Source organism: Coprococcus eutactus (assembly GCF_025149915.1).
Lineage (GTDB): Bacteria > Bacillota > Clostridia > Lachnospirales > Lachnospiraceae > Coprococcus > Coprococcus eutactus.
Window position 1 is genome coordinate 569,162 of sequence record NZ_CP102278.1, and the last position, 12,817, is coordinate 581,978.

Consider the following 12,817-nt stretch of genomic DNA (forward strand, 5'->3'; position numbering starts at 1 on the left):
AAATCTGTGACACAAAGCTAAAGGGCTTGTAAAACGAAAATATTGAAATGTGTTTTAATCGAAAGAATAATATAGCTATTTTAAAGAGCATGGTGAGTTGCCGATTGCATCTGGTATGAAAATAATTGTCAAAAACGAAGAAAACAGATTCTCATTAAAGGATATAACAATAAATGATAAAAAAATAGACACAGAAAAAGAATATTCCATTCTTCTTACGGATACGACAAAATCTATTTTGAAAAAAATTAATCCAAAATGTGCTATTGAGCAAATAGGGGATACAACATTATCTAGTGCATGGATTGCGGCCATGTCAAATGGGCAGCAACCGTCAGCACCAGAAGACTATATAGAGGTTGAAAAATAAAGTGCAAATAGAACAAGAGATAATTAAGAGAAAAAAAATAATAATACCATTGTTTGTCATAATTTTCATTCTTTCAAGTTTTGTTTTTGTAAAGTTTCTGTTGAATAGGATGAATACATATATTGAGGTAAATGGAGAAATCAGTATGGAAGCTGTTGTCGAACAGATTCAACAGACCTATGATATGCAAGTGAGTGGATACTATAGACAGTTACATTTTGTTGAGGGCTATCTGTGTAAAGAGAAGAAAATATCCCTTGAAACAGATAATAACCGAATCTTTTTTAAGGCATGGGAAAAAGAATTTGAGAGTACACTTTTATTTCTACAGGAAAATGGAAAAGCTATAACCTCAGATGGAACAAAACTGAAAGTTGATATGCCTAGTGAGCTTTTGCTGGATTTGAGAAACGGATCTAATATTGGAAAATTGGTCGCTTTGGAATTTGAACAAGTGAAAAAAGACGGTTATTTGGTAGCAATTCCATGTCAGGAATATACGATTAATGGGGAAACTTATACAGCGATTGGAACAGTGTATGATCATTCGAAATTAGACTCCATGTTAAATCCTGGAGGATATGATGGAAGTGCATATCTCTTCATGTTGGATGATGATGGAAATATTACTTATACGAACCAGAAGGATGACATTTTTTTTCGAAATTATTCATTACTGAAACATTTGAAAAGTGATCATGCTATAACAGAAAAAGAGTTTGATTCTCTGAATAAAAAGATTGCGGGGGGAAAAAAAGGAGTAGAACTTTTTGGGAAAGATGAGCCTTATTATTTGGGATATTGTCCGATAGAAAGCAACAATACGATGTTGATTTGTATTGTAAAAAAAGCGACAGTAGATAATGTATTGAAAGAATACCAGAAAACGATTGGGCTTACTACAATGCTCATGACAGGATTTATACTCTTGCTTTTTGCTGGATTATTCTACAGTATTTCCAGATTCAGTATTGCAAATCAAAAAGTTAAATTTGAAAAAAGAAACAATGAGCTTCAGGCAATGGCTATAAGCGAAATGGAAGAAGCTAATAAAAATCTGAAAAAGGCTAAGAACATTGCTATTGAGGCTCTACAAACCGCTGAAAATGCAAATAAGGCAAAAACAGATTTTTTATCCAATATGTCGCATGATATTCGCACACCTATGAACGCAATCATTGGTATTATATCATTAATCAGACATAATGCCGGCGACAAAGAAAAAGTTATAGAGTATGCAGATAAAATAGCTATTTCTTCTCAGCATCTATTAGGAATTATTAATGATGTTTTGGATATGAGTAAGATTGAAGCTGGAAAAACAGTTTTCAAATATTCTGATTTTTCTATTCTGGATTCTATAGAAGAACTCAATACAATATTTCATTCACAGGCAAACGAAAAAAATCAGAGTTTTATAATCACAAAAGGAAACCTTAAACATGAGTGGGTAAATGGCGACAAGGTTCATCTGATGCAGATTTTCAGTAATCTGTTGTCTAATGCAATAAAGTACACACAGGAAGGTGGAATAATCCAGTTTATAGCAGAAGAAAGTGAGACAAACTCTTCTACATATGGAAAATATCATTTTATAGTCAGTGACAATGGTATGGGAATGTCTGCTGATTTTAAAGAAACTATCTTTGACGCGTTTACTCGTGCAGAAAGTTCCGTAACAAACAAAATACAGGGAACTGGTCTGGGAATGGCAATCACTAAAAATCTGGTTGAATCGATGGGGGGAACGATTGAGGTTGAAAGCGAACCAAATCGCGGAAGTAGTTTTGAAGTAATCTTAAATCTAAAAATTGTGGAGAACAGAGTAGTTTCTTCGACAGAACAGATAGAAATGCATGAGACAGATAGTGATATTCTGGATGGAATGCGCATCCTTTGTGCAGAGGATAATGAGTTGAATGCAGAAATCCTAATGGAATTATTAAAGCTTGAAGGTGCAGAGTGTACTATTTGTGAAAATGGCAAAAGGATTTTGGAAGCATTTGAACAGTCCGTGCCCGGTGAGTATGATATGATCTTGATGGATGTACAAATGCCTGTTATGAATGGTTATGAGGCAACGGAGGCAATCCGTAGAAGTTCGCATGAACAGGCAAAGACGATCCCGATTATTGCCATGACTGCCAATGTATTTTCAGAGGATATGCAGCACTCTCTCGCTGCTGGAATGAATGCTCATATTTCAAAACCAGTTGATATGAAGTTGCTGAAGAAAACCATAAGAAATATAAAACTTGGGAGGGAGGAAGTCCAATTTATTGATTAATATGGACATAAACGAATTGGTGGAGCTGATGGTTGAGACCATAGCGGTTAAACAGCCAGTAATCCGTATCAATAAATATGATTTCCCATATGATGTTGTTCGGAGCAGATTGGAGAAGATGAGGGGTAGGAGGACACACCTGCCTCTCGTTTTAAGGAGATTGCTGCAAGCATGATTCTTTGATATAATCAATGCAACAGTTTTACAAATCGGAATTTAGGGAGGTACAAGAATGATAAATTTAGTGGCACTTCCGTGCCTCTGTGTAGATGTTTTTGATGGAACAGATGAATTGCGTGCAGGTGGTGAAGCCCTTAATTTTGCAGTTCATGCATCAAAATTTGAGGAGTTTAATGTTTCAATATTGGGTGCGGTTGGACAGGATTCCTATGCAAAATTTATTATGGATTCTGTTTCTGATAAGAGAATAGATGTAAGCCATGTAAGAGTTGAAGAGGATAAAGTAACTGCAAATAATCGTACATATCTTACGGCTGACGGTGACAGATATTACAAAGATGATTCATGGACGGGTGATATTGTTGATAAAATGATATTGAATCAAGATGAATTGGACTTTATAAAAAAATCAGAGGTTGTATTTATACATTTCTGGGCAGGCTGTTTTGAACAAATTATAGATTTAAAAAAGAATAATAACTTCAGATTGGCTGTGGATTTTGTAGAATATCGTAATTTTAAGGAGATGGAAAAATATGCACCATATATAGATTATTTCCTGATTAGTGGAGAGGAATCAATTCTTCCGATATTTGAAGCATTTTCCAAGAAGTATAAAGGACTATTTAATGCATCTTTAGCTGATAAAGGAAGTGTTACATATTATAATGGTGAAAAGTATTTTGTCCCAGCTGATGAAGCTTTAGAAATAGTTGATACTACTGGTTGCGGAGATAGCTACCATGCAGGCTTTGTGTGTTCTCATATGTTAACAGGTGATATTTACGAGGCTATGAGAGTTGGTACAGAATTTGCAACAGAGACATTGTCTCATTATGGTGGCTTTTAATTCGATTTGTAAGGAGAAACAATATGACAGGGTTTATTATATGGTCACTTTTCGGAGTGTTTATAATTGGATTATGAATAAACGATATGTTTTCTAAGAATCCGGTTGTGAAGAAAAGTAAATAAATTCCAGTTTTTCAACTTGCCCTTTGAGAGAGAAAAAATCTTTTTCTCAAAGGGTTTTTCTATTTATACGGATATTCGCAAACTATAAAAGACTCGAGGTGCCAGGTGCAAATGAACCCGTGAGGCAATTCAGAAAAGTTGGATTGACGATTGGAGTTTTAGAATAAAATTGTATAATAACGGTAATAGAGAAAGCGTAAAAGAACAGAGAAGAGGTGTGATTATATGTGGACAATAAAGAGAATAGACGAGGCAGATTTTGGCTGTGAGGAGAGACTTCCGGGTGAACCGCTGATGGTGCTGGTGAGCCTGGAGAGCGATGACGGGAGAACTATACAGTTTGAGGCTGCGGACAACTGGCTTACAGTTCAGGAACTTTCTGAGGGTGATGAGTGGCCGGAGGACATAGAGACGCCAGATGCGGCTGATGAGAGAACAGCCAGGCAGATTCAGTGGATGGAGAATTATTTTGATGCTCTGGAGGAACTGTAACAATAAAATAACATATCGTATCACTTGTCATGCAGGAGCAGATAAGTGCAAATGATGCGAGGGCGTGTGTGATGGTTGTCATGCTTTTAATGATTCCTGTGTGGTGGAATGTAATCAGGCAGCTCCTGGGTTGTTGAGAAAGATGTCGATTCAGACCAGGTGTAGAATGATAACAGTAGCGGGAGAGTACAAGATCGGAAAATGCAAGTCAGGAAGGTGTAAGATCAGAAGAGCCGTTGACAAAGAGCGAGGTAAGAACCCTGTATGTGTTTGCGGAGAAGCTCTATGCAGTTGGAAGTGCTATGAAAATAAAGATCAGACTGAAGCTCAGATATGGTATGTAGACAAAATCTGCAGTAACGGATTTAATTATTCATAATAAAATAAAGTTATCCCGCATGATTTCTTAGTTTAGAAAATTGTGCTTAAAATACTAAAAAGATATACTATATGCATAACTATACCGAAAAGGAATGATGGCATATGGATATAAGAGATATGAATTATTTTTTACAGATAGCGGAGTATGAGAACATATCGAAGGCGGCTGAGGAACTACACATTTCACAGCCGCCGCTCAGCAGGCAGCTCAGAAAGCTGGAGGAGGAACTGGGCGTGGAATTGTTCACGAGGGATAACGGCAGGCTGCAGCTCACGGAGGCCGGGCACTTTTTCAGGGAGAGGGCGCAGGAGGTCATATCGTTGGTGGACAAGACCAGAAGCCAGATGGCGGAGAGGTACAATGGAGCCGGAGGCAAGATAAGGATAGGGACTATAGAGACCTTAAGTGCAGAGAAACTTCCGAAATGGGTGGCAGGATTTCATGAGATTTATCCAGATGTGACTTATCAAATAGTGAACAACAATTCCGAGGAGATCATACGGATGGTGGACAAGGGGCTGCTTGATATGGGAATTGTGAGGGAGCCTGTGAACAGCCAGTATTATGAGAGAGTAAGGCTTCAGGAGGATACATGGATCGCATATATACCTAACAGAAATCCTCTGTCGCAGAAGAACAGGACAACGATAGAGATAGAGCTTGCGGATCTCAGAGACGAACCGCTTATACTTCCGTCGAGGGGAATACACGAGAAGCAGATAAAGACGTGGTTTGAGATGATAGGCGCCGAGCCGAAGGTTGTATGCTGGTATTCGTCTCTGGTAAATGGTGTGTCTCTCGTCAAAAATGGCATAGGGACAATGCTCTGCCCAAAGTCTGCGCAGTCCATTCTGGATTACAGCTGTGCTGCCGTGAAGGAGATTGTGAATCCTACCATGACAACGGGATCGGTAATCGTGTGGAAGAACTTCCACAATCTGTCAGAGTCTGCAAGAAAGTTTATAGATTACGTGAAGTCGAAGGAGATAAAAGAATAACTAAAAGAATAGGTAAAATAACAGATGCCATACCTGCAAGGTATACATACGCGGACTGCATATCTGCCAGGGTATAGAAAATTGAAAAATGGTGATTTGACAATCTATACGAGCACTGATATTATGTGCCCAACGAAAACGAAATGCAGTTGATCAGGCAAAGGAGCCACTCTTTAGGGAGAGGCTCCTTTTCTTTATATCTGACAGCCGCTGTATTTTAACAAAGGCAGGAGGAAAGAATATGCATGATATGAGACGATATGTTACAGATCAGATCAAGTGGATAAAACAAATGTCTTATGAAGATATACCAGATGAAATAAAGACTAGGGCGAGATGGATCCTGCTGGATTCCGTGGGCTGTATAGTGAACGGAATGTCGGGGGATAAGCTTCCACCAGATATATATGAGGCGGTGCTGAAAAGTTCGTCGGCTATGGTGTCGACAGAGCTTTATGAGGGAAACAGATTTTCTATAGGGCATCCGGCATGTCACATAGTTCCGCTACTCTTGGTTGAAGCTGGAGAGAGAGCAGATCTTACATATAAAGATGCTTTAAGGATTTTCATTTGTGCATATGAGCTTGCATCAAGGTGGGGGCGTTCGGTTAGATTTACAAATGACATGTTGGGGCACGGAACCATCATGAATGCTGGGGCGGCGGTTGTGGAAGGGCTCATGACTGACATGACTGAGGAGAAATTTGTAAATTACCTCATGACATGCGAAGTGCTCCCGGAGGTATCGACGTGGCAGTCGGTATTTGAGGGAAGTACAATACATGACTATTATCCTGGAATCGCGGCGGTAAATGCCAAGAATGCACTTTACATGTCAAACAACAATGTGAAGAGCAGTGAGGAACTGATAAGAAGCGTGTACGGGAAGATAACAGGAACAAAAGTCATAGAGGACAATCTGGCTGATGACGATGACATAGGCTGGTACATAGCGAAGAATTATTTCAAGGTACATTCAGGATGCAGATTCATACACCCATTTGTGGATGTGATAGAACAACTGATGAAGGAAGGGCTCACCAAGGAGGATGTGAAGGAGATACAGGTATCTACATATAAGAAAGCGGCAATGATCTCAGATCAGCATGTGACAAATGTTCTGGCGGCGAAATTCTCTACGCCGGTATCGTTGGCTATCCAGTTGTCGGAGGGGCGTTTATATCCCGAAGATATAGAGAGGGCGCTGCATAATAAAAGTGACATTCAGGAGCTGGCATCAAAAATTTCTCTAAGGGAGGATGACAGATATAACGAACTGCTTCCGGATGTCCGGGGCGGAATGGTGAGAGTCGTAAAGAATGACGGGCAGGTGATAGAGAGGGAGGTATTCCATGCGCATGGTGATTTTGATGATCCGGCCGGATATACAGAGAGACAGCTCACGGACAAGTTCCGGAGTGTGACGGAGCGGTGCTTAAGCACCACACAGCAGGAAGAGATTATAGAGAGTATATTGAGGGGCAGTGATGAACTTACAGTGCAGGAGATTTTCAGGACATATTTTGAATGTGTCAGATAGGAGGAGATTATGAGCAAGACAGAGTTTCTGTTTTTGTCAGAGGACGACCTTGTGAAAGCAGGGGTACTGAATGCTTCGGAATGTATAGATACCTGCGAGGAGGTATTTGGCATACTGAGTGATGGAGATTACCTTATGGGTGGGCTGAATCACAATGAACACGGACTGTCCATTGTGTTCCCAAAGGAAACAAGATTTCCTGGGATGCCGGTGGCAGGACCGGAGAGAAGATTTATAGCGATGCCGGCATATCTGGGAGGTGATTTTCATGTGTGCGGAGAGAAGTGGTACGGATCAAATGTAGAAAATCCGGGACACAGAGGACTTCCGAGATCAGTACTTATGATAACCTTGAATGATCCGGAGAGCTGTGAGCCGATCTCGTATATGTCGGGCAACCTGATAAGTTCCATGAGAACGGGATGTATTCCAGGGGTGTTCCTCAGATATTTCGGAAATAAGGATGCGAGGACAGCGGCACTCATTGGAACCGGACCGGTTCAAAGGGCAACGGTGCTTGCCATACATTCGGTTTTGCCTGGAGTACAGAAAATATACTGTAAGGCGGCACATATAGAGCATGCCGAGAAATTTGCAGAGTGGGTGAAACAGGAGACCGGAATTAATGCGGAGGCTGTTTTATCCATGGAAGAATGCATAGCTGCGGGAGATGTGGTGAGCATAGCAGCTTCACCAAAGGATCCACTCTATATAAAGAATGAATGGATAAAGGACGGCGCATGTGTACTGCTGACATCCCCGATAGAAGCGGATGATGATTTCTGGTTGAAAAATGGGCTGTGCTTTGACAACACGAAAATGCACATGGCTTACTACGACGAGGCGCTGGGAGTTGGAAGTATACTCAAGGCGAACAACGGCTGGGGAAAAATGTATAAGCTCATGGAGGACGGTCTTATGCCTGATCTCCGTTCCCAGATAAGTATGGGGGATGTGGTCAGAGGAAAGGCTGATGGCAGAATAGAGCATGACAGAAAAGAGATATTTGTGACAAGCGGGCAGGTGCTGTTTGACCTGGCATGGGGCTATAGGCTCTATCAGAAGGCGCTTGGATCAGGTGAAGGAACAAGATTGAAGATATGGGATGACCCATGTTGGAAATAAATAAAAGATACCAGAGGAAGAATCAAAGAAAAATTCAAAGAATGGGACAGAGAAAGCAAAGAGACAAAAAGAGAAGAAAGAGAGGCGTATGTATTATGAACAAAAAGATTTTTAAGGCGGCAGCGGTGAACATGGATTGTGAACTTGGAAATGTGAAGGCAAATCTTAAGAAGATGGCGGATTTCTGTAAGGAGGCATCGACCAAGGGTGCACTTGCCATATGTTTTCCTGAACTGGCAACGACAGGATACAGTCCGACAATACTTGGTGAGAAATACTACGAGATATCAGAGCCGATACCGGGACCTTCAACAAACTATCTGTGCAAGGTGGCAAAGGCAACAGGACTCTATATCGTGACAGGTATCTCAGAAAAGAGCGGTGTGCCGGGAAGACTTTACAATTCACAGATAGCGATATCTCCGGAGGGGAAGATCGTCAGCATTTACCGCAAGATACATGTATGGGGACTTGAAAAGCTCACATGGAGAGAGAGCATAACGTGCGAATATGGAACATTTGACATGCCGATGTGCAAGGCTGGACACATGATATGCTATGATACCTCATTCCCGGAGACAGCCAGAGTATTGTCACTCATGGGAAGCAATGTGATATTTGACTCGGCTGCATGGAGAAATCTTGAAGCTGATATATGGGAACTCAACACGAGAGCCCGTGCAGTGGAAAATCATGTGTTCATGATCTGTTCAAACAGATGTGGTGTGGAGGGGGATTCCACTCTCAACGGTGAGAGCAGGATCATAGGACCAAGAGGAAATGTCCTTGCGGCAGCAGGTCATGAGGAGGAGATCATTTACGCAGATATAGATATAGATTCCTGTATCAAGGACAATGCGATGATGCTCTCATATATGAAAGACAGAAGACCGGAGGCATATTCACTTATATCAGATACAAGAAACTTTTAGTAAGACAGAGGTTTCTGGGGAAGCTGAGAAAGGATGTATACATATGGCAAATGATATTTATATAGTGACGATCCAAAGACAGTTTGGAAGTCTTGGACGTCCGATAGCGAAGAAGTTATCTGAGATATTGCAGATTGAATATTACGACAGGGATATTGTGGAGCTTGCCAGCAGAGAGATGAATAAGTCCAGGGAGGAGCTCTCAGATTATGACGAGAAATCCTATTCTAAGATGAAGTATCCGATGGGCATAGGAACTCCAAAGATGCAGAATTATTTGTTCAGCGTTCAGCAGTGCATCATTTCGGAGATCGCGACGTATGACAAGTCTTGCATCATAGTCGGAAGATGTTCTGATTACATACTGAGACACCTGAAAAATACGATCAATATATTTATATATGCCCCATATGAGAAACGACTGAAGAACTGTATAGAGGTTCTCGGTATGAATGAAAATGAGGCGAAGGATATGATAGCAAAGGTTGACAGGGCGAGAGACAATTATCACCAGTATTATACGGGAATGCCGGCGGCAACCATAAATGGCAGACAGATAATGATAGACTCCAGTTTCGTCGGCGTTGAGCACACTGCGGAGATGCTGGCGGATATGATAAAGAAGAGAGTCGCGATGGGTTTTGAAGAATAGTGCGATAACGGGAGGTGGCAACCATGGAAGGTGCACTGGATACCAACAGAAAAAAAGCAATTGAGATAAAAGGTCTCGGCAAGAAATATGAAAGTTTCAACGATGGAGAAAGTCAGTATGTTTTGCGGGATATCAATATAGACGTCATGGAGAATGAATTTGTGTGTGTGCTCGGACCATCCGGCTGCGGAAAGTCGACACTGCTCAATCTGATATCCGGTTATATCAAACCTTCTGATGGTGAAATAGATATTTTCGGTGAAAAGGTCACTAAGGCAAGTGGCAGAGCGGGAATGGTATTTCAGGAACACGCTCTCATGCCGTGGCTCACGGTCAAGAAAAATATTATGATGGGACCGAAACTGCATCACAAGAGCAAAGAAGAATGTGAGAAGATCGCAAAGAAATACATAGATATGGTTGGACTTGGCGGTATAGAGGACTACTATCCGAGACAGCTGTCAGGCGGTATGGCGCAGCGAGTTGGAATTGCGAGGGCTCTGGCAAATGAACCAAAGATCATCTTAATGGACGAGCCGCTCGGAGCACTGGATGCCATGACAAGGGAAAATATGAGAAGAGAGCTTCTGAAAATATTTCAAAAGACCCAGATCACCATATTTTTTATCACCCACTCCGTGCAGGAGGCTGTGTATCTGGCAGACAGGGTGATCGTGTTGAAGAATGCAGCTGTTGACTGTGATGTAAAGATTGAACTGGACAGACCAAGAGATATGAAATCCCCGGATTTTGCAAAGTATATTGAGTATTTTGAAAAGAGGCTGGGTGACATACCTCTGACGAGTGATTGAGGTGGCAGATATGAAGAAAAAGAAAAGAAATAAAAAAGAACTTATATTGAGTATCACATCACTGATCCTGTTTTTTGCGATATGGCAGATAGTTACACAGATGAACCAGATGCATGAGTGGTTCAATCCAAAGTTCCTTCCGGCTCCCACAGATATCATCAAAAAGGCAGTGGAATATGCTGGTGATGGCACGCTGTGGCTGCACGCTTCCGTATCAATTAGGAGAATACTGCTGGGATTTCTGATAGGTGGAGTTTTGGCGATAACGGTTGGAATTATATTTGCAAATCAGAAACTTGTGGAGGCATGGTTTTCACCGATCATCAATCTGCTCGGACCTATCCCGCCATACGCACTCCTTCCTATCATAATAATATGGTTTGGAATCGGAGAGTCGTCGAAGATAGGACTTATTGCATATTGTACATTTATGACTATGCTGCCATACATAACCGATGGTCTAAAGAATACACCACCGGTTCTGATACGTGCGGCGACTTCCCTGGGGGCAACGCAGTTCCAGATATTTACACGGGTTATGCTTCCAAACGCCGTACCGAATATATTTGTCGGAATGAAGGTCACACTGGCAATGACATTCGGAGCACTCATGGTATCAGAGATGCTGGGCGCATCAAAGGGGCTTGGATATATGATCATCAATGCAAAGCAGTGGTTTAAGATGGACGATATGTTCCTGGCGATCATAATGATCGGTCTGATCTACATAATAATGTTCAGTATAATACAGTTTGTCGAGCATATAGTGCTCAAATGGAAGACAGATGTTACAAATGCCATCGAAAAGTAACGGCATTTCTGACATACAAAAGCAGAAGTAGTATAAGTGCTTATCAACAACTGGAAGCTCAGGGCTTTTCAGAAAAGGTCAAAATAAGGAGGATACTATGATGAAAAACAGAAGATTATCGAAGAAAGTCGTAAGTGTACTTACAGTTGCAGCCATGGGAATGGCTCTTCTGACAGGCTGTGGAGATTCAGGAAAAAGCAGCGGAACAACGGCTGCATCGTCTGATGATGGAGGTCTGATACCGGTCACAATATATGGTGTCACGGATCCACAGGAGGCTGCACAGATAGTAATAGCAAAAGAAAAAGGCTATTTTGAGGAGGAGGGTCTGGATGTCACAAACAAGCTCATCGAGTCTAGTTCGGATCTCCCGGCATATATAGCAAGCGGTGAGGCTCCGGTATCAGCCGAGTCGCAGTATACCTGTACCGAGGTTGCAGCACAGGGCGTTAAGCTTAAGACCTTGATGACGAACAGCAATACTTCAAATACACAGGGACTGATACTTGGTAAAGGTCAGACTATCAAGAGTGCAAAGGATCTTGAGGGCAAAAAATTGGGTATCATGAATGGCGCAGGATTCATGCTGGCAATACAGAATATGTGTGAGGAAATGGGTGTCGACATAAATAAGATAGACATAGTATACTTGTCTCCATCAGAGCAGGTCGCAGCTCTTGAGAATGGTTCGATAGATATGATGGCATGCTGGGAGCCTTATATGAGTCAGGCACTTGATGCCGGAGGGACCCTGCTGTTTACCGGTGTAAAGTCATACTTCCCTGAGAAGACAGGCGACGTAGACTGGTTGAATTTCTATTCAACATTTGAGGTTACAGAAGATTACTACAATGAGAACAGAGACACATGTGTCAAACTTGTCAAGGCAATGACAAAGGCAACTGACTATATCAATGCCAATCTCGACGAGTGCGCGGGAATAATTGCGAAGGAGTTGAACAACGACAAGGATGCCATATATGCGATCATGGCTCAGAATACATACGAAAATATCTTCGATGACACATTTGAAAAGGCTGTAAATGACATGGCCCAGTACATGAAGGATGCCGGAAATATCGATAATGTACCGGATTTTAATAGTTACTGTGACCCATCAGTATTGAAAGAGGTAAAGCCGGAGAATGCGACATACGAACCATCGAAGTAGAAGGCATGCTCTTTAGATAATATTTTATATGGATATACAAGAATAGGCTTTTGCGTCATTTATATAATTGGCGTGAAAGCTTATTTTTAT

Annotated in this window: 13 protein-coding genes; all 13 read left to right on the forward strand. The window is 41.4% G+C overall.

What is annotated here, in order from left to right; all coding sequences use genetic code 11:
• The first annotated feature begins 115 nt into the window (after positions 1-115).
• The gene (locus NQ536_RS02435; protein WP_004851507.1) at positions 116-370 is read left to right on the forward strand and encodes a hypothetical protein; all 255 of its coding nucleotides are present in this window, start codon (positions 116-118) and stop codon (positions 368-370) included.
• A gap of 145 nt (positions 371-515) precedes the next feature.
• Positions 516-2,657 (forward strand): ATP-binding protein, encoded by a 2,142-nt coding sequence (locus tag NQ536_RS02440; RefSeq protein ID WP_044998161.1) that lies wholly within the window; start codon positions 516-518, stop codon positions 2,655-2,657.
• A gap of 1 nt (position 2,658) precedes the next feature.
• Complete coding sequence (locus tag NQ536_RS02445) at positions 2,659-2,832, forward strand: DUF6017 domain-containing protein (RefSeq protein WP_004851504.1); 174 nt, start codon at positions 2,659-2,661, stop codon at positions 2,830-2,832.
• Positions 2,833-2,889: 57 nt separating this feature from the next.
• A complete protein-coding gene (locus NQ536_RS02450; protein ID WP_004851502.1) occupies positions 2,890-3,687 on the forward strand; it encodes a PfkB family carbohydrate kinase in 798 nt (265 codons plus the stop codon).
• 350 nt (positions 3,688-4,037) lie between these two features.
• Positions 4,038-4,304: a hypothetical protein gene (locus NQ536_RS02455; protein ID WP_004851500.1), complete on the forward strand. Its 267-nt coding sequence runs from the start codon at positions 4,038-4,040 to the stop codon at positions 4,302-4,304.
• 483 nt (positions 4,305-4,787) lie between these two features.
• Complete coding sequence (locus NQ536_RS02460) at positions 4,788-5,684, forward strand: LysR family transcriptional regulator (RefSeq protein WP_004851493.1); 897 nt, start codon at positions 4,788-4,790, stop codon at positions 5,682-5,684.
• A gap of 241 nt (positions 5,685-5,925) precedes the next feature.
• Positions 5,926-7,224, forward strand: a complete 1,299-nt coding sequence (locus tag NQ536_RS02465) for an MmgE/PrpD family protein (RefSeq protein ID WP_004851491.1) — start codon at positions 5,926-5,928, stop codon at positions 7,222-7,224.
• 9 nt (positions 7,225-7,233) lie between these two features.
• The gene (locus NQ536_RS02470; protein ID WP_004851489.1) at positions 7,234-8,349 is read left to right on the forward strand and encodes a Rossmann-fold NAD(P)-binding domain-containing protein; all 1,116 of its coding nucleotides are present in this window, start codon (positions 7,234-7,236) and stop codon (positions 8,347-8,349) included.
• A gap of 95 nt (positions 8,350-8,444) precedes the next feature.
• Positions 8,445-9,281: a nitrilase-related carbon-nitrogen hydrolase gene (locus NQ536_RS02475; RefSeq protein ID WP_167530860.1), complete on the forward strand. Its 837-nt coding sequence runs from the start codon at positions 8,445-8,447 to the stop codon at positions 9,279-9,281.
• 43 nt (positions 9,282-9,324) lie between these two features.
• Positions 9,325-9,933, forward strand: a complete 609-nt coding sequence (locus NQ536_RS02480; protein WP_004851487.1) for a cytidylate kinase-like family protein — start codon at positions 9,325-9,327, stop codon at positions 9,931-9,933.
• A gap of 23 nt (positions 9,934-9,956) precedes the next feature.
• Positions 9,957-10,745 (forward strand): ABC transporter ATP-binding protein, encoded by a 789-nt coding sequence (locus NQ536_RS02485; protein ID WP_004851485.1) that lies wholly within the window; start codon positions 9,957-9,959, stop codon positions 10,743-10,745.
• Positions 10,746-10,755: 10 nt separating this feature from the next.
• A complete protein-coding gene (locus NQ536_RS02490) occupies positions 10,756-11,556 on the forward strand; it encodes an ABC transporter permease (RefSeq protein WP_155803848.1) in 801 nt (266 codons plus the stop codon).
• A gap of 97 nt (positions 11,557-11,653) precedes the next feature.
• Complete coding sequence (locus NQ536_RS02495; protein WP_004851480.1) at positions 11,654-12,727, forward strand: ABC transporter substrate-binding protein; 1,074 nt, start codon at positions 11,654-11,656, stop codon at positions 12,725-12,727.
• Positions 12,728-12,817: the final 90 nt, after the last annotated feature.

Coding starts and splice junctions, on each gene's coding strand:
- NQ536_RS02440 (WP_044998161.1), top strand. CDS start 516: ATGGAAGCTGTTGTCGAACAGATTCAACAGACCTATGATATGCAAGTG.
- NQ536_RS02480 (WP_004851487.1), top strand. CDS start 9,325: ATGGCAAATGATATTTATATAGTGACGATCCAAAGACAGTTTGGAAGT.
- NQ536_RS02485 (WP_004851485.1), top strand. CDS start 9,957: ATGGAAGGTGCACTGGATACCAACAGAAAAAAAGCAATTGAGATAAAA.
- NQ536_RS02470 (WP_004851489.1), top strand. CDS start 7,234: ATGAGCAAGACAGAGTTTCTGTTTTTGTCAGAGGACGACCTTGTGAAA.
- NQ536_RS02445 (WP_004851504.1), top strand. CDS start 2,659: ATGGACATAAACGAATTGGTGGAGCTGATGGTTGAGACCATAGCGGTT.
- NQ536_RS02495 (WP_004851480.1), top strand. CDS start 11,654: ATGATGAAAAACAGAAGATTATCGAAGAAAGTCGTAAGTGTACTTACA.
- NQ536_RS02475 (WP_167530860.1), top strand. CDS start 8,445: ATGAACAAAAAGATTTTTAAGGCGGCAGCGGTGAACATGGATTGTGAA.
- NQ536_RS02460 (WP_004851493.1), top strand. CDS start 4,788: ATGGATATAAGAGATATGAATTATTTTTTACAGATAGCGGAGTATGAG.
- NQ536_RS02435 (WP_004851507.1), top strand. CDS start 116: ATGAAAATAATTGTCAAAAACGAAGAAAACAGATTCTCATTAAAGGAT.
- NQ536_RS02490 (WP_155803848.1), top strand. CDS start 10,756: ATGAAGAAAAAGAAAAGAAATAAAAAAGAACTTATATTGAGTATCACA.
- NQ536_RS02455 (WP_004851500.1), top strand. CDS start 4,038: ATGTGGACAATAAAGAGAATAGACGAGGCAGATTTTGGCTGTGAGGAG.
- NQ536_RS02450 (WP_004851502.1), top strand. CDS start 2,890: ATGATAAATTTAGTGGCACTTCCGTGCCTCTGTGTAGATGTTTTTGAT.
- NQ536_RS02465 (WP_004851491.1), top strand. CDS start 5,926: ATGCATGATATGAGACGATATGTTACAGATCAGATCAAGTGGATAAAA.